The sequence below is a fragment of the Bradyrhizobium amphicarpaeae genome (assembly GCF_002266435.3).
Lineage (GTDB): Bacteria > Pseudomonadota > Alphaproteobacteria > Rhizobiales > Xanthobacteraceae > Bradyrhizobium > Bradyrhizobium amphicarpaeae.
The window spans coordinates 5,042,719-5,062,836 of the sequence record NZ_CP029426.2; the positions used below are offsets into that span (position 1 = coordinate 5,042,719).

A 20,118-nucleotide genomic window follows, 5' to 3' on the forward strand; every position below is an offset into this window, starting at 1 on the left:
TCAGCGCTTCGCCAGCGATTGCTCGATTCGCGCGACGATCGCCTGAGCCGAGAGGTCGGCGGCATCGAGCAGCGCCTCGCGCGACCCCGCACTCGAGGTCTTGCCGCCCTGCTCCGGAATGCCGAGGCCTGTGACCGGCGGTCGCCGCGCATCGCCGGCGAATAGGCCGGCGACCAGGCTGAACAGGCCGCCGCGCAAGATGTGCTCTTCCAGAGTCACGATGAGCGAGGCGTCGCGCACGGCGTCGCGGATAGCGGCCTCGTCGAGCGGCTTCAGACATGAGACGCTGACGACACCGACGTCCCTGCCGCGCCCGGCGAGTTCGCCGGCAGCCTCCAGCGCGCGGGAGGCGATCGGCCCGGACGCGAGGATGACGACCTCGCGTCCCTCACGCAGCACACGCGGCTTGCGCAGGTCGGTCACGGCGGTGCCGAGATTCGGCTCCCCCTGACGGCTGAGCCGCAAGTAAGAGGGCTTGCCGCTTGTCGCGATCAGACGCGTCGCAGCCCGCACCTCCATGGGATCGCAGGGCACGAACACCTCGATGCCCGGGAGCATCGACATGATCCCTGCGTCCTCCAGCGCGTGGTGGGTGTAACCTTGGCTGCCATAGGCATAGCCGGCGCCGACCGCCACGACCTTGACGTCGGCACCGTGGTAGCAGACGTCGTTGCGGAGCTGCTCGAGGCAGCGCAACGTCGGGAAATTGCCGATCGAGTAGATGAAGACGGTCTTGCCCGACAGCGCAATGCCGGCGGCTATCCCCGCCATGTTCTGCTCGGCAACGCCGACATTGAGATAGCGATCAGGAAACTTCGCCGCGAAAGGCTCCAGCACGGAGTAGCCGAGATCGCCGCAGAGCAGCCAGATGTCGGGGTTTTCGCTTGCGGCCTGCGACAGGCTCTCGATGAACGTCGTCCTCATGCGCCGACCTCGGCCAGCGCCTGCGCGAGCAGTTCATCCGATGGCGAGCGGTAGTGCCATTCGAGCTTGTTCTCCATGAAGCTCACGCCTTTGCCCTTCACGGTGTGGGCGATCACGACGGTCGGCCGGTTCGATGCGGCCGGCACGCCGCTCAGCACATGCTCGAGCGCAGCGAGGTCGTGGCCGTCGATCTCCTCGACCTGCCAGCCGAACGCTTTCCATTTCTCGGCAAACGGATCCAGGTTCAACACCTCGGCGACCGAGCCGAAACTCTGGATCTTGTTGAAGTCGACGATGACACAGAGATTGTCGAGCTTGTGATGCGGCGCGAACAGGATGCCCTCCCAGTTCGAGCCCTCGTCGCATTCGCCGTCGCTGAGCAGGCAGAACACGCGGCTGCCCGCGCCTGCATGGCGTGCGGCCAGCGCCATGCCGATCGCGATCGGCAGGCCGTGGCCGAGCGAGCCGGTCGAAACCTCGACGCCGGGCACGGCGTGGCTGACATGCCCGGTAAAGATCGAGCCGTCGCGGCAATAGGTGTCGAGCTCGGTGAGGGAAAAGAAACCGCATTCGGCAAGCGTTGCGTACATGATCGCCGTGGCGTGGCCCTTGCTGAGCACGAAGCGATCGCGGCTCGGGCTTTGCGGCTCTGCGGGATCGACGCGCAGGATCCGCGTGTAGAGCACCGCCAGGATGTCCGCCATCGAGAGGCAGCCGCCGATATGAGAGGCCTTCGCGGCATGCACCATGCGCAACGCGTGCGCACGAATCCGCCGCGCGAATTCTTTCGGCTCAGGAAGATTTGGTCGCGTCATGCCACTCTACCGTCTCGCGTAGTCCCTCATCCAACGGCACTTCGGGCTTCCAGCCCAAGGCAAGCATGCGCGAAACGTCCGCAGCCAGGACCATAACCTGATCGGGCCGATACGCCAACTCGCCGAAGCCGAGAGCGGCGCCGGGGTCTACGAGATCGCGCAGCCGCGTCACCGTCTCGCGCAACGGCGGGGCGTCGGCGCTGCCGACATTGAAGATGCCGCTCGCCGCTTCATGCGTGATCGCCAGCCGGAAAGCGCTCGCGGCATCTCGCGCGTGCAGAAATCCCCAGCGCTGTTCGCAGGCCGTAAGCGCCATATGCTGTCCAGAGCGCAAGTTCCGGATCGTGCTCGGAATCAGCCAGTGATCGGCATCCTTCGGGCCGTAGGTCGAGAAGATCCTGAGCCAGGCGGCACGCAGACCGCGCTCCTCGCACAGGCGCATCGCCATCGATCCAGCCGCGAGCTTGGCCATGCCGTACAACGTCGTCGGCCGTGGCACGTCGTCCTCCCGGATCGCGCGTTCATAGGGGCCGTACTCCGCCTGCGATCCGGCTCCGACGAAGATCCTGGCGCCGGCCTCGGCCGCGAGTTCGGCGAGGCCCACCGTGTCGGCCACATTGACGGCCTGAACCGGGCTGTTGCGATCGCTGCCTGCGACGCCGCGCCAGGCCATGTGCACGACCGCCTCCGGCGCAAACGCCCCCAGCGCTCCGCGCAGCCCGTCCGGATGCTCCAGACTGCCCGGGATCACGTGCAGCCGGTCATGGAGCTGCGCGAGGCGCCAATAGGAACTCGCCGGCCGCAGCAGGACGGCCACCTCGTGCCCTCGCGCCACAAGGTCCGCAACGAGATAGGAGCCGAGAAAACCGCTCGCACCGGTGGCAAAAACACGCATAACCCCGGGTAGATCAGCTACCCCGGCGCCGTCAATGTCCCGCTTCGGCGAGCCCCCCTGCCCGTGCCGCGTTCCCGGCACCTTGGAAGGGGCGATCCGAACTTGATTATCCGGCCCATGCGGCTAAACGGAGGGCCAGATCGAGGTTCGACGACGTTAGGGGTAGAGGCATGAACGACTTCCGGCTGGCCATGGTTTCCGCAGGCTTCGAGCACGGCGGAAACGTCACCCATCGTCACTTCGACGGTCATCCTGACCTGCTCGTCTATCCCTTCGAATCTCAGCTCGGCAACCGCAACTTCAACGACTTCCTCGCCTCGGTCGAGCGCGTCCAGTACCGCTACCCCGAATTTCCGGAGGGGCTGACGGCCACCGAGCTCTATGAGCAGATGATCGACGAGGAGCTGAAGACCTTCCTGCGCAAGCGCAACGGCTCCAAGTTCCGCGATGCGGACTGCGTGATGGACGAGAAGAAGCGGGTCGCCGAGTTCGCCCGCATCGTCGGCGAGCCGCCGATCTTCCGCCGCCAGGTGATCGAGGCCTTCTTTCGCGCGACCTTCGCGGCCTGGGAGAACTATTACGTCAAGCCGCGGCCGGGCATGGTCCATGTCGGCTACTCGCCCGCCATCGGGATCGATGCCGATCGCATGGTGCGCGACTTTCCCAACGTCCGCATCCTGCACATCGTGCGCAATCCGTTCTCGGCTTACCGCGACACCAAGCGCCGCCCGTTCCCGCAGCCGCTGACCAAATATTTGATCACCTGGAACATCTATCACTCGACGGTCGAGATGTTTGCCAAGATGTATCCCGAGAACGTGCGGATCTTCCGTTACGAGGACCTCGTCGACGACAAGCGCAAGTTCATGACCGAGGCGGCCGGATTCATCGGCGTGCCATTCGCCGACTCCATGCTTTATCCCAGCTGGAACGGCGTCGAGATCAAGGACTCCATCGCCCCCTGGGGAACCGTGCTCAAGAGCACCAAGGACTACAACCAGGCCGTGATCCAGGAGCTTTCGGACGCGGAGCGCAAACAGATCGCACAGGGCACTGCGGCACTCGCCCGGCATTTCGGCTACGACCGGATCGACTATCTGAGCCCGCTCTATCGTGCTGAGTAAGATCGCGTTCTTCGAGACCGACAACCGCCCCGACATCGCCGCCGATCGCGCGCGCCTCCTGCCCGCGCTGCGACAGCACCTGCAGTCCCTAAGCCGCGACGTCACCGTTGCGCCGGCGCCCGGCGGCACGCTTGGTGCCTGCTACGATGCGAACATCTCCGGCGAGAAGCGGTTTCTGAAGACGCATCTGCCGGAAACGCGTGCGCGCGCCAACCTCGCCAAGGAAGCCGACATCCTCGCGCAACTCTATGGCAACACGATCGTGCTCGACCGTTTCGAGATCCCGCTCGCGGATGAAACGGCGCGGCTCTGCCTGATGATGCCCGCGCTCGAGCCACATGCCGCCCCGATGCCGCCCGCTGATGCCGCCGCAATGGCATCCGCGTGCAGTGAGCGGCTCAAGGACTGGCAGCCGGATGGGCTTGCCTCGTTCGATCACTATCTGGCATCCGCCGCAGAGGCACTGAAGACGCTTTCGAGCCGCGGCCTGCTGGACCGGTCCGGCGCGACCGAGGTGCGCAGGCTTATTGCGCTGCTCGGGGATGGTCTGGCGGATTTGCCCGAGGCGCTCTGTCACGGCGATTTCGGGCCGAAGAACATCATGCTGCAGGGCGGCGTGCGGCGCGTCATCGACTGGGAAGATGCATTCCGCGGCATCGCCGGCTACGACTACCTCTACTGGCTGACCTTCATGGAGAACCGGCCGTTCCTGCAAGAGGCTGCCTTCGGCCGAACCGGCCTTTCGCCCGACGTCGAGCGTGCCATCCTCGTGCTCGTCGTCCTGCTCAAATCCTATCTGGCGGTCTTGTCGGGCGAGCACGTGAAGCACGCGGTGTCCGCGCAGGGCCGCATTGCCGAGATCCTCGACCTGCCGGGCTGATCAGGCCTACGCAGTGTGGGCGACCTGGTCGAGCTGATCGAGCGAGAAGCTGCGCAGGTCCCGGCCCTCGCGCAGCGCCTTGTACCAATCGACGGTCAAGCGAAGGCCCTGCGCCAGATCGAGCCGCGGCGTCCAGCCGAGCTCGCTCCGCGCCTTCGCGCAATCGAGCCTGAGATAGGCCGCTTCGTGCGGATGCGGGCCGGGATCGGCCGTCCACCGCGCGCCGTCGCCCCACAGCGCGATCAGGCGATCGACCACGGTCCCGACCGGCACCTCGCTCGCGGTATCCGGTCCGAAATTCCAGCCCCCGACGAAACGCTCGTCGCCGGCCAAACGCTCGACCAGCGAGAGATAGCCGAGCACCGGGTCGAGCGCGTGCTGCCAGGGCCGCACAGAATTGGGATTGCGGATGCGGAGCGCCTCGCCGGCCAGGAACGCCTGCATCGCATCGGGCACCAGGCGGTCGCGCGCCCAGTCGCCGCCACCGAACACGTTGCCGGCCCGCGCGGTCGCCACGCGCGCTGCGCCCTTGGCGTTGAAAAAACTGTGGCGGTAGGAATGCGTCACGAGCTCGGCGCAAGCCTTGCTGTTGCTGTAGGGATCGTCACCGCCGAGCCGGTCGCCTTCGCCAAAGGCGGTGCCCTTGCCATTGTTCTCGTAGCATTTGTCGCTGGTGACGTTCAGGATCACCCGCACCGAGCGCAGATGCCGTGCCGCTTCCAGCACATGCACCGTGCCCATTACGTTGGTCGCAAAGGTCTCGACCGGCTCCTCGTAGGACGGGCGCACCAGCGCCTGCGCCGCCATGTGGATGACGATGTCCGGCTCGGCCTCCGCCATTGCGGCGCGGAGGGTTGAGAGGTCACGGATATCGGCAATGCGGTGCTTGATGTCGTCGGCGATCCGCGCCGCGACGAACAGCGCGGATTGGTGGGTCGGCGGCAGCGCATAGCCGTAGACCTCGGCCCCGAAGCGGCGCAGCAGCAGCGACGCCCACGCGCCCTTGAAGCCGGTGTGGCCGGTGAGAAAAACCTTCTTGCCGCGCCAGAATGCCGGATCCGTCACCAGACCCTCCATTTGGCACGGTTGCCGGCCCACTCACCCTCGAGGAAGTTGCGATCGCGCAGCGAATCCATCGGGTGCCAGAAGCCGGGATGCACGTAGGCGCGCAGATCGTCGCCGCGCACGAGTTGCTCCATCGGCTCACGCTCCCAAATCGTATTGTCGCCTGCGATCAACTCGCCGACCGACGGTGACAGCAGAAAGAAACCGCCGTTGATCCAGCCGCCGTCGTCATTGGGCTTTTCCTCGAAATTGACGACCCGGTCGCCCTCGATCGCGATCGCGCCGAACCGCTTGGCCGGCCGCACCACCGAAACGGTGGCGCGCCGTCCATGCGCCTTGTGGAACGCGATCTCGGCAGCCAGGTCGATGTCGGCGACACCGTCGCCATAGGTCAAGGCGAAGAAGGGCTCGTCCGCGACATAAGGCAACACCCGCTTCAGCCGGCCGCCGGTCTGGGTGTCCTCGCCGGTGTCGACGAGCGTGACCCGCCACGGCTCGGCCGTCTCGCGATGCACTTCCATCCGGTTCTCGGCGATGTGGAAGGTCACGTCGGACATGTGCAGGAAGTAGTTGGCGAAGTACTCCTTGATCATGAAGCCCTTGTAGCCAAGGCAGATCACGAAATCATGGAAGCCATAATGGCTGTAGATCTTCATGATGTGCCACAGGATCGGCCGCCCGCCGATCTCCACCATCGGCTTCGGCCGCGTGGTGGTCTCCTCCGCGATTCGCGTGCCCAGGCCTCCCGCAAGAATTACGACTTTCATTCACCTGCTCCGAACCGGAGGCACGCTCCCCGCGTATCCCAGATGGCTTCTATACGAAGTGGGGTGGCCTGGAAAATCATCGGTCCTCAAGAAAGGCCCGGCTTCAATAGGTAATTTATTACCTTGGCGCAAGGCTATTGGCGTTTCCGCCCGTAGTCGATACCACTCTGCCGCCGCACCGAGACGAGACTGCCCCAAGACCCAGCTGGAACCGATCATGCCGTTTGAAAGCTACAAGAACAGCCGCATCCTCGTGACCGGAGGCGCCGGGTTCATCGGATCGCACATCTGCGAGCGACTGCTCGATGCCGGGGCCGAGGTGGTATCGGCGGACAATTATTTCACCGGCAGCCGGCGCAACATCTCCCATCTGATCGCGAATCCACTGTTCGAGGCGGTCAGGCACGACGTCACCTTTCCGCTCTACATCGAGGTCGACGCGATCTTCAACCTGGCCTGCCCGGCCTCGCCGATCCACTACCAGCGCGACCCCGTGCAGACCACCAAGACCTCGGTGCACGGCGCCATCAACATGCTGGGGCTCGCCAAGCGGCTCAAGGCGCGCATCTTCCAGGCCTCGACCAGCGAGGTCTATGGCGATCCGCTGATCCATCCGCAGACCGAGGAGTACTGGGGCAACGTCAACCCGATCGGCATCCGCTCCTGCTACGACGAGGGCAAGCGCTGCGCCGAGACGCTGTTCTTCGACTATTGGCGTCAACACGGCCTGCCGATCAAAGTCGCGCGCATCTTCAACACCTATGGACCGCGCATGCAGCCCAATGACGGCCGCGTGGTGTCGTCCTTCATCGTCCAGGCGCTGAAGGGCGAGCCGATCACGGTGTTCGGCGACGGCGGGCAGACCCGCTCGTTCTGCTATGTCGACGACCTCGTCGAGGCCATCATGCGCTTGATGGTGACCGCGGAAGAGGTTACCGGCCCGATCAATCTCGGCAACAATTCCGAGTTCACGATCCGCGAGCTCGCCGAGAAGGTCATCAAGCTCACGGGCTCGCGCTCCCAATTGGTGTTCAAGCCGCTGCCGCAGGACGACCCACGCCAGCGCCAGCCCGACCTCACCAAGGCGAAGGCGCTGCTCGACTGGGAGCCGAAGGTCGCGCTCGAGGACGGGCTGAAGGAAACGATCGCCTACTTCAAGCACTCGCTCGATATCGCCTGACCTGCTCGCAACGTCCATCGTCCGCAGCGAGCTTCCGCAATGAGCGCACCGGCCGGCATCATCAGCGATCTGCGCGCCCGCCTGGACACGAAAGCCGCGCTGACGAGGTTGGTGCTGCTGCACAGCGCCGTCACCTGCCTGTCGCTGATCGAGGTCGCGACCTTCCAGCTCTCCATCGACTTCAACCCGAGGCGCCTCTGGATCGCCGTCCTCGTGGCAGCCGGCTTTTCCGTGGTCTCGCTGCTGTTTGCCTCCGCCCGCTTCTGCTTCGGCTATTTCGTCGGGTTCTATTTCTACACGATGATCCTGGGCTTCCTGTGGATCGACGTCTTCTCCGACTACAATTACCCGCGACCGCTTGCCGGCGTATCGGCGGCACTGGCGCTGCTGCTCTGCCTGATGCCCATGCTGTTCATCCGGGCCCCGCTGCGGCAATTCGTGATCCTGTCCAATGCCCGCTTCGAGCATCTGCTCGCATTCATTTTGCTAGTCTCCATCGCAACCATCGCAGTCGCTTCGACCTATAATTTCCGTCTGGTCTCGATCGCGCGTATCTACGACTATCGCGACACCCTCGAATTTCCGGGACCGCTGCGATATCTCATCGGCTGGGTTTCCAGCACGCTGCTGCCGTTCGTCTTCGCGTGCTACTGGCTGCTCGGCCACCGATGGCGCGCAGGCTTGACGCTGGTCCTGCTCCTGCTGTTCTATCCCATCACGCTGACGAAGTTCGCGTTCTTCACGCCGGCCTGGTTGATCGCGCTGGTCGTGCTGTCGCGGTTCTTGGAGGCGAGAGCGTCGGTCATCGCCTCGATCTTCGTTCCGATGCTGATCGGGCTGCTCGTGATCTGGCTGACAGAGGCAAGCCTGGGGAGCATTCCCGGCAGGTATTTCGATATCGTCAACATCCGGATGATGGCGACGGCATCGGGCGCGCTCGAGCTCTACAACGATTTCTTCGCCAGCCACCCGCTGACCTGGTTCTGCCAGATCTCCGTTCTCAAGCCGCTGATACATTGTCCTTACGATGAACCGCTCGCAGTGGTCATGCAGAACACCTACGATTTCGGCAATGTGAACGCCTCGCTGTTCGCGACCGAAGGCATTGCGTCGGTCGGTCCATGGCTCGCACCGCTGACCGCGCTCGCAGCAGGCCTCGTGCTGGCGCTCGGCAACCGCACCTCCGCAGGGCTTCCGCCTCGCTTCGTCCTGATGTCATCAGGCGTGCTGCCGCACGTCCTGCTCAACGTGCCGCTCTCCGTCGCCATGCTCACCCACGGCACCGCGATCCTGTTCCTGCTCTGGTACGTGATGCCCCGCACCCTGTTCGAAGAAAAGCCGTGACGCCGTGCGCATCCTGATCCTCAATGCCGACTATCCGCGCTTCCTCGCCTGGCTCTACCGGCGCATGCCCGGCCTCGAGAACGAGCCTTACGCGGCGCAGATGGCGGCGCGGAATGCCAGCCTGTTCGGTGTCGCCGACTTCTATTCGCGCAATTTCGCCGGCCTCGGCCATGTCGCCGCCGACATCCATGTCAACAATCCCTGGATGCGGGCGGCCTGGGCGCGCGAGCACGGCCTTGCCGTCACCGAGCCGCCGCCATCGGGCACGCCGGCCGCGCGCGACGCCGTTCCCGGCTGGCTGCAACGCGCGGTCGCCCCCTTCAAGCCGGTGCTGCGGCCGCTCGCGCGCAAGGTTGGCCTCAGCCCGCGCCTGGATGCCGAAGCGGAAGAGATCCTGCTGGCGCAGATCGAGGACTTCAAGCCTGATCTCGTCCTCAATCAGGATCTGTTTCACGTCGACACGCGCCTGGCGCGCCGGATCAAAGGGATCGGCCGCCCGATCCTGATCGGCCAGATCGGCATCTCGCCCTCACGCGGCGAGGATTGGTCAGTGTACGATCTCATGATCTCGCAGATGGCTGCGGTGGTGGACTTCTTCCGTGCCCACGGAGCGCGCGCGGAAGTGGTCCATCTCGCCTTCGAGCCCGGCATCCTCGACGTCCTGCCGTCGCCGCCCTCGCAGGAATTCGACGTCACCTTCGTCGGGGCCGTTTCCGCCGATCACCAGCTTCGCGTCGCGCAGCTCGAAGCGGTGGCGCGGCGCTACGATCTCAAACTGTTCGGCAGCGGCCTGCACTCCCTTCCCGCCTCCTCGCCGCTGCACCGCTGCTACCAGGGCGAGGTGTGGGGCGCTGAAATGTACCAGGCACTGCGCGCCTCGCGTGTCACGCTGAACTCGCATATCGACATGGCCGGCCGCGAGGCCGGTAACGCCCGCCTGTTCGAAGCGACCGGCGTCGGCGCGTTCCTGCTCACCGACTTCAAGGACAACCTCCACACGCTGTTCGATCCCGAGCTTGAAGTCGTCGCGTGGCGCAGCGTCGAGGACTGTCTCGCGTTGATCGATCGGTACCTCGCCGACGATACGGCCCGCCAGTCCATCGCCAGGGCGGGACAGGCCAGGACGTTTGCCACCCACACTTTCCGCCGGCGTGTCGAAGAGATCCTCGGCTACATCAGCTGAATTGCGCACCGGCAGGCGGAGCGATCGCCACGATCCGTCCGCCCTTGACGGTCCCGGCCAAAATAGCCAAAGTGCACCGCGAGACAGCTATCTCTCTCTAATCACAGCGATTTTTCGAGGCTCACGATGGAACACGTCGAACAAGTTCGATTCGGCGACCAGCTCTACGCGATCATCGTGCGGGCCTCGTTCCGCGAGCCGGGCATCCACTTCTTTTCGACGCCGGAGTTGTCCCAGCAGCTCGCCTTCATGAGTCACCCGCAAGGCAAGACCATCGAGCCTCACCGCCACAACAAGGTGACGCGGGAGGTGCACTACACCCAGGAGGTGCTCCTGATCCAGAAGGGCAAGCTCCAGGTCGACTTCTACACCGTCGAAGAGGCATATCTCGAAAGCCGCGTGCTCGGTGTCGGCGACATCATCCTGCTCTGCAGCGGCGCTCACGGCTTCCACGTGCTCGAGCCGCTCGAGATGTTCGAGATCAAGCAAGGTCCCTATTCCGGCGAGGCCGACAAGACACGCTTTGCCGAAGCTTCACCGTCCGAGATCCGGATCAAAGGCCCAAACCCGTGACAGCGCCGTTCATTCCCGTCAACACGCCGCTGCTCGACGGCAACGAGGCCGACTATCTCGCCGAATGCATCCGCACCGGATGGATCTCCTCGGAGGGGCCGTTCATCAAGCGGTTCGAGCAGGCGATGGCCGAAGCCGCCGGTCGGCACCACGGCGTTGCCGTGACCAACGGCTCGGTCGCGCTCGATATCGCCGTTCATGCGCTCGGGCTCGAGCAAGGCTCCGAGGTCATCATTCCGACCTTCACGATCATCAGCTGTGCCGCGGCGATCGTGCGCGCCGGTCTCGTCCCGGTCGGAGTCGACTGCGACGCCGCGACCTGGAACATGACGGCCGAAGGCGTTGAAGCCGCGATCACACCTCGCACGCGCGCGATCATGCTGGTCCACATCTACGGTCTGCCGGTCGATCTCGATCCGATCATCGCGCTGGCGCGCAAGCACGACCTGAGGGTGATCGAGGATGCCGCCGAGATGCACGGCCAGACCTACCGCGGCGCCCCCTGCGGCAGCTTCGGCGATGTCTCGACGTTTAGCTTCTATCCGAACAAGCACGTCACGACCGGTGAGGGCGGCATGATCCTCACCGACGACGACGCGCTTGCCGATCGCCTGCAGGGCTATCGCAATCTCTGCTTCCAGCCGCAGCAGCGCTTCGTGCACGAAGAGTTCGGCTGGAACGCGCGCATGACCAACCTCCAGGCGGCGCTCGGCGTCGCCCAGGTCGAGCGCCTGCCCCGCACGGTCGAGCTCAAGCGCCGGATCGGCCGGCTCTATGACGAGCATCTCGCGGGCCTCAACAGCATCCGCCGCCCGGTCGCTCGGACCGGCTATGCCGACAACATCTACTGGGTCTACGGCGTCGTGCTGAACGACGACGTGCCGTTCGACGCCAAGGAGGCGATGCGGCGCCTCGGCGAAAAGGGCATCGGGACGCGGCCGTTCTTCTGGTGCATGCATGAGCAGCCGGTGCTGCGCCGGATGGGCCTGATGCGCGACGAAAGTCATCCGAACGCGGAAACCATCGCCCGGCGCGGTTTTTACCTGCCGAGCGGGCTTGCCCTGACCGACGACGAGATCGAGCGATCGGCCGCGGCGCTGAAGGAGATACTGGCGTGACGGTGTTCGCCGACTACGCGCCCTGGTATGATCTTCTCTATCAGGACAAGGACTACGCGGCCGAGACGGCATTCGTCGAAGCACGCCTGCGCGACCACGGCGTTTCCTCGGGCAGGCTGCTCGATCTTGGTTGCGGCACCGGCCTGCATGCGCTCGCCTTCGCGCGCCAGGGTTGGAATGTTGCCGGCGTCGATCTCAGCGACGAGATGATCGCGCGCGCCAGGACGCGCGCCGGGCAAGCCGGATTGTCGATTTCGTTCCGGCAGGGTAATGCCTGCGAGACGGGCCCCGAACGCGATTTCGATGCCGTGGTGTCGCTGTTCCACGTCGCAAGCTATCAGACCAGCCGCGATGCGCTGACCGCTATGTTCCGCACGGCCCATGCGGCGCTGAAGCCGGGGGGCGTCTTCTTGTTCGATTATTGGTACGGCGGCGCCGTGCTGGCGCAGGGGGTCGAGACGCGCGTCAAGGTGATCGAGCAGAAGCCGCTGCGCCTCACTCGCATTGCTCAATCCGATCACGACGAACTGGCCGCGACCGTCACCGTGAACTACACCCTGTTCTGCGAAGACATGGATCGCGCCACGATCCGGCGTGTCGATGAAGCGCACCACATGCGCTACTGGTTTCCGTTCGAGATCGACGCGGCGCTTGCGGAGAGCGGCTTTGAGCCCGCCGCTCACGCCGCCTGGTTGACGCAGGACGCGCCGACCTCGAAGAGCTGGGCGGCCTATGCGGTCGCCAGAAAGAGTGTTGCACCGTGAGACCGCTGCGGCTCGCCGTGATGCTGGAACAGGCGCTCGAGGTCGGCGGCGGCTTTCAGCAGCCGCTCAACGACCTGCTCTGGCTGCGCGACTGGGCGGCCAAGTCGGGCAACGAAATCGTGGTGTACTCGCCCTATCCGAAGACCCTCGACATCCTGAAGGAGTTCGGCGTCGCGGCGCGTCTGCTCAAGTTTGGCCCGCTCGACCATGTCTTCCTGTTCCTGAAATATTGCGGGCCGTTCGATCTCGTCCAGATCGCGTTGAAGCTGAAATCACCGTTCGAGCGTGCGCTGATCCGCGACGGCATCGATGTCGTGCACTTCACCTCGACCTCGAAGCGGCACCTGCTGCTCTACGAGCTGCCGTTCATCATCACGATCTTCGACGGCTGCCATCGCGACGCGCCGGAGTTTCCGGAAGTCAGGACGTTCGGCGAATTCGAGCGCCGCGAGATCCTGTTCGGCCTCGCCAGCACCAAGGCGGCGGTCGTGATCGTCAACGCCCCGGAGCTGGTCGACGATCTCTGCCGCCGTTATGCCATGGAAAAGGAGCGCGCGGTCTGCATCCCGTTCTCGCCCTCCACCTATGTCAGCCAGTCCACGTCAGACGCCGCCGACGACGAAGCGGTGTTGTCACGATACCGGCTCAAGCCCGGCTATCTGTTTTATCCGGCTCAGTTCTGGCCGCACAAGAACCACATGACGCTGCTCGCGGCGCTCGCGAGCCTGCGCGAGCGGGGCGTCACCGAACGGCTGGTGCTGTGCGGATCGGACCGCGGCGGCCGCGACAAGATCGATGCCGCGATCCGCGCCTACGGCCTGTCGGACCAGATCTCCATCATCGGCTTCGTCGAGTCCGCCGAGCTCGGAGCGCTGTATCGCGGCGCCGCGGCGCTGGTGATGCCGAGCTATTTTGGCCCGACCAATCTTCCCCCGCTGGAAGCCTGGGCGGTCGGCACGCCGGTGATCTATCCCGAGGCCTTCAAGACCCAGGCCGGCGACGCAGCGATACTGTTCGACTATGATGACCCCCGCTCGCTCGCGGATGCGATCGTCAGCCTGCGCGCCGACGGCACGCGCGAGCGGCTGCGCACGGCCGGTCACCTCCGCCTCGCGCAGTTTGCCGAGGAGACCAACGCCGGCCACCAGCAATTTGCCCGGCATCTGGAACGGCTGAAGCACCGGCTGGCATTGACCGCGCGCTGAAACCTCCTAGGCCGGAATACACGCCCTCAGACGTTCGCGCAGCGCCGCATTCAGAAGCGGACTTGCGATTGCGCCGATCGCGGCCAGCCAGATCGCACATTCCACGATGAAGTGCACGAGCCCGCTTCCCGGTACCAGCGCGATGATCGCCTGCCCGATCAGCCAGCCCGTTCCCACGACAATGACGGCCATGAGCAACAGGAAGGCGATGTGCCTGAACGGATGATGCAGGGTCTGGCGCATGACGATCAGCGCGAGCAATCCGAACTGGATGAGGATGTCGCTCGCGACCACGGCGAGTGCTGCGCCCAGCGGTCCGAGCTGTGGGATCAGGACGAAGGACAGCGCCAGGAAGACCACGAGCTGGAGGCCTTTGGTCCGGATCAGGAGATCGCCGCGATTGCTGTGATTGGCAAAGACCAGAGCCAGCAGCGATGGCGCGACGGCCGCCGAGCCGAGCAACAACGTCACCGTGAGCGGCGCGTCATAGGGAATGCTGCCATGGGTCCACAAGGCGAAGAAGTCCGGCCAGAACGGCAGCAGGCCCGCGACGATCAGGCAGGCAAGGGCGGTCACGAACACCGAGCCATGGGCGTAGAGACGGCGCAGCCGATGCTTGTCGCCGACCGCGTGGTCGTGGCCGAGTTCGGCGGCGAGCGGCAGCGTCACCTGGAGACAGAGCCCCCGCACCAGGCTCGCGATCACGCGCGTCAGGCCCCATTGCGCCACCGCCACGCGGTTCGTGACCAGCGCGGAGACGAGCAGCACCGGAACGTTGACGAGCGCAAGCTCGGTGATGTTGGCAACCGCGAAGGGCACCGCGCGGCCGAATTGCCCGATGCTCCAGCGCAGCGACGGCGGTACCATCGGCGGCTTGCCGGCGCGGCGCAGGAACGGAAACAGCCGCGGCGCGTCGAACCCGGCGAGCAGGATCGCGAACAGCAACTGCATCGACACGAAGGCAATCGCGACCGCAAGCAGGCTGCCGAACCACGCGAGCGCGGCGAGCTGGGCGATCTGTCCGAGCAGCAGCGCCGCGTTTTGCAGCCAGACCGTCCGGCCATAATGGCCGCGGACCCGATAGAGGCCCGAGACGAGATTGGCCGGCACGGTGAGAAGCATGCCCAGAATCATCACCAGCATCGCGGCGTCGAATGTCGGCGTGGCCTGGAAGCCGAGCACGGCCGATGGCGGCGCGAGGACCACCGCTGCGCACAGCAGGACACCCAGCACCGCTACGATGGCAAGATAGATCCGCAGCAGCGCCGCGTAAAAATGCGCCGTGCGCCCGTCGCAATCGGCGCAAGCCTTGAACGCGAGAAAGCGGTTGATCGCGCGAAGCTGCAGTCCGGCATCCGCCACGACGACGAGGCTTCCCGCCGCATAGATCGCGAGCCAGGCCGCAAGCATGTCGCCGGTCCAGACATGCAGGAAGGCCGGGATGAGCAGGAGTTGCTGAGACAGCCCCAGCGCCATCTGGACCAGGTTGGCGGACCAGCCCTGCATGAGGCGGCGGCCGCGACCCATGCCGCCAGATCTGCTCGAGCCGTCGGACGTGCCGAGCGCGTCAATATGCTTGTCGGTCAAGCCGCGTCCTTCCCGTCGAGCAATCGGCCGCGCGCCCGCCAGCGCTCAGAGCCCATCCGACTCGCCGTTCTTCGGCGTCGAACGCGGCACGAAGGGGGAGAACGACGGATCAGCCGGGCCCGGCATCGTCAGCCTGCCCGCGGCATCTGCGGGCGGGCTCGCGGCAGCGGCCTGATCCGGCCGCTGGAGCACCAGCACCTCGCTGCGCTCGCCCTGCTTGAACGTCACCTCGCGCGGCTGCACCGAAATCAGCGACCAGCCTGCGAGCGATTCGCCCTGCCGCAGACGCACGACCTTCTGATCAAGGCGGTTGACCAGAATGGCAATCGCATCGCCCTCGCCCACCACGGCGCCGACCAGCGACAATGGCGGCGGTGCTTCGACCGGCCTGGGCGGCGGCGGCGCGGAACTTTCCTCGACCGGCGATACAGCGACCGCACGCGGCGGCGGCCGGCGCATGGCCGAGAAGATTGGGCGCTCGTGGGTCGCGGTCAGCGCCGAGAGCGGCACCGACCACAAAGGATTGCCGCGAGGAACCGGTTTGCCCGGCGCCTGCCGAGCGGGCCGCGCGATCGGCTTCATCGTCCCGACCTCGACACTGTCAGCAGGATTGCCCGCCGCGTCGTCCGACAGCACGTCCACGCGCGATGAGGTGGCCGCCATGGTCCCGGCTGTGCCCAGAACCATGTACAGCGCGGCCAACCCTGTCGGCCTCAGCCACCCGGACATCGACATTTCCCCTGCGACCACCGGCCGCGCCACGCGACGGCGAGGCATCCGGGCCAAACTAGTTCCGATCCGCGGCATCATCAACCCACACCATCCTGCCCAACCCGGCGCGAAGGCCCCTTGTTTCCAGCATCTGTTGCAATGCATGACAATGTTGCCCGTTGGCCACGATGGCTGGAAATGCAAAGCGGAACAGGGCGGAAGCAGCCGCAAATGGATATCCGTTCATTGCGGGCGATTGCTGCGGCATGAGATCATGGCCCGGGCCGGGGCCCGGTGCGCGCTCCGGTTGCATGTTTGCGATGATTTCTTTGCTGATTTGAGACGATCGGATGGCTGGACCGAAAATGGCACATGGGAGGATCGGTTTCGGGCTGCGATCCGTCGTGCGCCACTCGCTGGCCACACTCCTCGCCACCACGGCGCTCGGCGTCGTCGCCGCGCGTGCCGTGGACGGCTCATGGACCGGTGGCTCCTCGGATTGGACCGACCCGACCAACTGGACATCCAACCCGAGCGTGCCCGACGGGACCGCGATCTTCAGCACCACCGGAAGCACGGCGGTCGACAACAATAACGGTGTCGTCACCATCGGCACGATCCAGTTCGCGGGCACCTCGCAGGCCTACACGTTCACGATCGGCAACCCGTTCATCATCAACGCCGCGGGCATCGTCAATAGCGATACGGTGAACACCCAGACCTTCGAGGTCACCGCCGGCAACAATCTGGTGTTCCAGAACAACAGCACCGCGAGCGGCGGCGCCGGCGCCGTCACCATCACGAACGATGTCGGCGGCAACGTCAACTTCATCCAGAACAGCACGGCGGGAACGGCAAGCCTCGCCAACAGCGGCTTCATCACGTTCGAGGACTCGGCCTCCGCCGGCACAGCCCAGATCACCAACACCGCCACCGGCCAGATCGATTTCTTCACCAGCGCCTCGGCCGGCTCGGCGACCATCAACAACGCCGCAGGCGGCGTGGTGAACTTCCACAACAGCACCACCGCCAACGCCTCGACCATCATCAATGACGGCACGGTGAGTTTCGACGGCTCCGCCACCGCAGGCGGTGCCACGATCACCACCAACAACGGCGCGACGACGAACTTCACCGGCACGTCCAGCGGCGGCAGCGCAAAGTTCGTCACCAATGCCGGCGGCACGGTCGACATCTCAGGCCTGACCGGCGGCGGGACGACGGCCGGTTCGATCGAAGGCGCGGGCAATTACGTGCTCGGCGCCAACACGCTCACCACTGGCAGCCTCAACAGCTCGACCCAGGTCGACGGCGTGATTTCCGGCGTCGGCGGCGGGCTGACCAAGGTCGGAACCGGCACACTGACTCTGACCGGCACCAACACCTATACCGGCGCGACCAAGATCTCGGCCGGAACGCTGGCCATCTCCGGCTTTGGCAGCATCTCGTCGTCCAGTGTCGTCACGGTGGATGCGACGTTCGACATCTCGGCCTCGTCGGTTCCGTTCAATGCCATCACCACGCTGGCCGGCAGTTCGAGCGGCGTCGTCAACATGGGCGCCAACGGGCTGGTGATCAGCAACGGGTCGACCGAATTCGCGGGCGTGATCCAGGGCACAGGCGGGCTGGAGGTTTTCGGCGGAACCCAAACCCTGTCCGGCGCAAATACCTATGGTGGTCCCACGCAAATCGATGCGGGTGCGACGCTGGCGCTGAAGGGCAGCGGCTCGATCGCGAGCACGCTCTACGTCGGATTCAATTCCGGGGGCACCTTCGATATCTCGCAGACGACCAGCGGAGCCTCCGTCGGCGGCCTATTCTCGCTTTTCCTGGGCAATGTCGCGCTGGGATCGAAAACGCTGACGATCACCAACGGCAGCGTGTTTGCCGGCGTGATCCAGGACGGCGGCATCGGCGGCGGCACCAGCGGAAATCTCGTGATCGCCAACGGCGCCCTGCAACAGCTCGGCGGCATCAACACCTACACCGGCACCACCACGATCGACAGCGGCGGCGAACTCGATCTTGTATCTATCGGTGGCGGCGCCGGCAGCATCGCGACCTCCAGCAGGGTCATCGTCAACGGTACCTTCGATATTTCAAGTCTCCTGTTCAGCGCCGGCACCTCGATCAAATCGCTGTCCGGATCCGGCCAGGTCAATCTCGGCACCAAGACGCTGAACATTACCGCTGCCAACGATACCTTTGCAGGCGTCATCGACGATGCAGCAGCGGGAGGCGGCCTCGCACTCGCGGGTGGCACGCAGACGCTAACCGGCGCCAATACCTATACCGGTGCTACCACCGTGAATGGCGGCACGCTGGTGGTGGATGGTTCGATGCTGAACAGCGCGGCGACCGTCAATGCCGGCGGCACGCTCGCCGGCAGCGGCGCTGTCGCCAGCGTCGTCGTCAACGGCGGCACACTCGCGCCGGGCAGCGCGTCGAACCCGTTCGGCCCGCTGACGGTCAACGGGCCGCTGAGCTTCACCGCCGCCTCGACCTACATGGTGCAGGTCTCCTCGACCAATGCCGGCCTCACCAACGTCACGGGCGCGGCCGCTGATCTGGGCGGCGCGACGGTGCGCGCGAACTTCTCGTCGAGCACGCTGCAGAAGAAGTACACGATCCTGAACGCGACCGGCGGCCTTGGCGGCACGACGTTCAATTCGGCCGTCGTCTCCAACATGCCGACGGTCAGCGCGACATTGAGCTACGATCCCAATAACGTGTTCCTCAACGTCAACGTCAATTTCGCGCAAGGCGGCGGCCTCAACGTCAACCAGCAGAACGTTGCGAATACGCTGACCAATTTCTTCAACACGACCGGCGGCATTCCGGCCGCGTTTGCCGCGCTGTCGCCGGCAGGACTGACCGCCGCCTCGGGCGAACTCGGCACCGGCATCATTCAATCCGCGATCAATGCCGACGGCCAGTTCCTGAACTTGATGCTGGATCCAACGGTCGTCGGGCGCAGCGGTGGCTTCGCCAAGGCGGGCAGCGTCGCGCAATTCGCCGCAAGTGACGACGTTGCCTCTTACGCATCGATGCGGCCGGCGACTGCGCGCGAGCGCGAGGCTTATGCGATGGCGACCAAGGCGCCGCTGCTGTCCTCGCAGCCGAGCAGCCGCTGGAGTGTCTGGACGGCGGGCTATGGCGGCTCGGCCGAGGTCGGCGGCAATGCGACGGTCGGCTCGCAGGATCTGACGGCACGGGTCTGGGGCGGTGCGGCCGGTGCCGACTACAGGCTCTCGGTGGACACCCTGGTCGGCTTTGCGCTCGGCGGCGGCGGACTGAACTACTCGCTCGCCAATGCGATGGGTTCGGGCTCGGCCGATTTGTTCCAGGCCGGTGTCTATGGCCGGCACAATTTCGGACCGGCCTACGTATCGGCTGCGCTCGCCTATGGCTGGCACGACGTCACCACCAACCGCATCGTGGCGCCCGGCGGCTTCGACCAGCTCCAGGGCCGCTTCAAGGCCGATACCTTCTCGGCCCGCTTCGAGGGCGGCTATCGCTTCACGACGCCGCTGATCGGCATCACGCCCTACGCCGCGGCGCAAGTGACGAACTTCAACTTACCCAACTATTCCGAAGCCAGCCTCAATGGCGGCGGACTGTTTGCGCTGAACTACGCGTCGCAATCGCTGACCGACACCCGCTCCGAGCTCGGCCTGCGCACCGACAAATCCTATGCCATGCAGAACGGCGTGCTGACGCTGCGCGGCCGCGCCGCCTGGGCGCACGACTACAATCCGGGCCGCGCCGTCACCGCGCTGTTCCAGACTTTGCCGGGCACCAGCTTCGTCGTGAACGGCGCCAGGGTCGATGCCGATTCCGCGCTCGTCGGCGCCAGCGCCGAGATGAAATGGCTGAGCGGCTTCTCGATCGCCGGCACCTTCGACGGCGAGTTCTCCGGCAACGTCACCAGCTATTCCGGCAAGGGCGTGTTCAAATACAGCTGGTGAGCTGACGACCTCGCC

Annotated in this window: 17 protein-coding genes; 10 read left to right on the top strand and 7 right to left on the bottom strand. The window is 65.3% G+C overall.

What is annotated here, in order from left to right; translation table 11 throughout:
• From CIT40_RS23715 to CIT40_RS23725, 3 genes are read right to left on the bottom strand one after another with little or no spacing between them, the layout of a single operon-like run.
• A complete protein-coding gene (locus CIT40_RS23715) occupies positions 1-924 on the bottom strand; it encodes a transketolase family protein (protein WP_094891460.1) in 924 nt (307 codons plus the stop codon).
• Positions 921-1,673, bottom strand: a complete 753-nt coding sequence (locus CIT40_RS23720) for a transketolase (RefSeq protein WP_244611832.1) — start codon at positions 1,671-1,673, stop codon at positions 921-923. Before CIT40_RS23720 ends, CIT40_RS23715 begins: the two co-directional genes overlap by 4 nt.
• 43 nt (positions 1,674-1,716) lie before the next feature.
• On the bottom strand, positions 1,717-2,634 hold the full coding sequence (locus CIT40_RS23725; RefSeq protein WP_094891458.1) for an NAD-dependent epimerase/dehydratase family protein: 918 nt from the start codon (positions 2,632-2,634) through the stop codon (positions 1,717-1,719).
• Between the two features lie 170 nt (positions 2,635-2,804).
• On the opposite strand from CIT40_RS23725, the gene CIT40_RS23730 reads away from it, so the two are divergent.
• Both CIT40_RS23730 and CIT40_RS23735 read left to right on the top strand, forming a co-directional pair.
• Positions 2,805-3,758, top strand: a complete 954-nt coding sequence (locus tag CIT40_RS23730; RefSeq protein WP_094891457.1) for a sulfotransferase family protein — start codon at positions 2,805-2,807, stop codon at positions 3,756-3,758.
• On the top strand, positions 3,748-4,638 hold the full coding sequence (locus CIT40_RS23735; RefSeq protein ID WP_094891456.1) for a phosphotransferase: 891 nt from the start codon (positions 3,748-3,750) through the stop codon (positions 4,636-4,638). Before CIT40_RS23730 ends, CIT40_RS23735 begins: the two co-directional genes overlap by 11 nt.
• A 6-nt stretch (positions 4,639-4,644) precedes the next feature.
• On the opposite strand, the gene rfbG is transcribed toward CIT40_RS23735, so the two are convergent.
• On the bottom strand, positions 4,645-5,703 hold the full coding sequence (gene rfbG, locus CIT40_RS23740) for a CDP-glucose 4,6-dehydratase (protein WP_094891642.1): 1,059 nt from the start codon (positions 5,701-5,703) through the stop codon (positions 4,645-4,647).
• Positions 5,700-6,470: a glucose-1-phosphate cytidylyltransferase gene (rfbF, locus tag CIT40_RS23745; RefSeq protein WP_094891455.1), complete on the bottom strand. Its 771-nt coding sequence runs from the start codon at positions 6,468-6,470 to the stop codon at positions 5,700-5,702. Before rfbF ends, rfbG begins: the two co-directional genes overlap by 4 nt.
• Before the next feature lie 217 nt (positions 6,471-6,687).
• Here rfbF and CIT40_RS23750 point away from each other — a divergent pair, with 217 nt between their 5' ends.
• The 7 genes from CIT40_RS23750 to CIT40_RS23780 all read left to right on the top strand — a co-directional run bounded on the left by CIT40_RS23750 (position 6,688) and on the right by CIT40_RS23780 (position 13,837).
• Positions 6,688-7,650, top strand: a complete 963-nt coding sequence (locus CIT40_RS23750) for a UDP-glucuronic acid decarboxylase family protein (RefSeq protein ID WP_094891454.1) — start codon at positions 6,688-6,690, stop codon at positions 7,648-7,650.
• 39 nt (positions 7,651-7,689) lie between these two features.
• On the top strand, positions 7,690-8,994 hold the full coding sequence (locus CIT40_RS23755) for a hypothetical protein (protein WP_094891453.1): 1,305 nt from the start codon (positions 7,690-7,692) through the stop codon (positions 8,992-8,994).
• A 4-nt stretch (positions 8,995-8,998) separates the two neighbouring features.
• Complete coding sequence (locus CIT40_RS23760; RefSeq protein ID WP_094891452.1) at positions 8,999-10,177, top strand: CgeB family protein; 1,179 nt, start codon at positions 8,999-9,001, stop codon at positions 10,175-10,177.
• Positions 10,178-10,303: 126 nt separating this feature from the next.
• Positions 10,304-10,750, top strand: a complete 447-nt coding sequence (locus CIT40_RS23765; protein ID WP_094891451.1) for a cupin domain-containing protein — start codon at positions 10,304-10,306, stop codon at positions 10,748-10,750.
• On the top strand, positions 10,747-11,868 hold the full coding sequence (locus tag CIT40_RS23770) for a DegT/DnrJ/EryC1/StrS family aminotransferase (protein ID WP_094891450.1): 1,122 nt from the start codon (positions 10,747-10,749) through the stop codon (positions 11,866-11,868). Before CIT40_RS23765 ends, CIT40_RS23770 begins: the two co-directional genes overlap by 4 nt.
• The gene (locus CIT40_RS23775; RefSeq protein WP_094891449.1) at positions 11,865-12,632 is read left to right on the top strand and encodes a class I SAM-dependent DNA methyltransferase; all 768 of its coding nucleotides are present in this window, start codon (positions 11,865-11,867) and stop codon (positions 12,630-12,632) included. Before CIT40_RS23770 ends, CIT40_RS23775 begins: the two co-directional genes overlap by 4 nt.
• Positions 12,629-13,837, top strand: coding sequence for a glycosyltransferase family 4 protein (locus CIT40_RS23780; protein ID WP_094891448.1), 1,209 nt, complete (start codon positions 12,629-12,631; stop codon positions 13,835-13,837). Before CIT40_RS23775 ends, CIT40_RS23780 begins: the two co-directional genes overlap by 4 nt.
• Positions 13,838-13,843: 6 nt before the next feature.
• Here CIT40_RS23780 and CIT40_RS23785 read toward each other — a convergent pair whose 3' ends face one another.
• Positions 13,844-15,424, bottom strand: coding sequence for a lipopolysaccharide biosynthesis protein (locus CIT40_RS23785; protein ID WP_094891447.1), 1,581 nt, complete (start codon positions 15,422-15,424; stop codon positions 13,844-13,846).
• 45 nt (positions 15,425-15,469) lie between these two features.
• Complete coding sequence (locus tag CIT40_RS23790; RefSeq protein WP_094891446.1) at positions 15,470-16,153, bottom strand: hypothetical protein; 684 nt, start codon at positions 16,151-16,153, stop codon at positions 15,470-15,472.
• A 332-nt stretch (positions 16,154-16,485) separates the two neighbouring features.
• On the opposite strand from CIT40_RS23790, the gene CIT40_RS23795 reads away from it, so the two are divergent.
• Entirely contained in the window at positions 16,486-20,103 is a 3,618-nt protein-coding gene (locus tag CIT40_RS23795; protein ID WP_094891445.1) for an autotransporter outer membrane beta-barrel domain-containing protein, read from the top strand.
• The last annotated feature ends 15 nt before the right edge of the window (positions 20,104-20,118 follow it).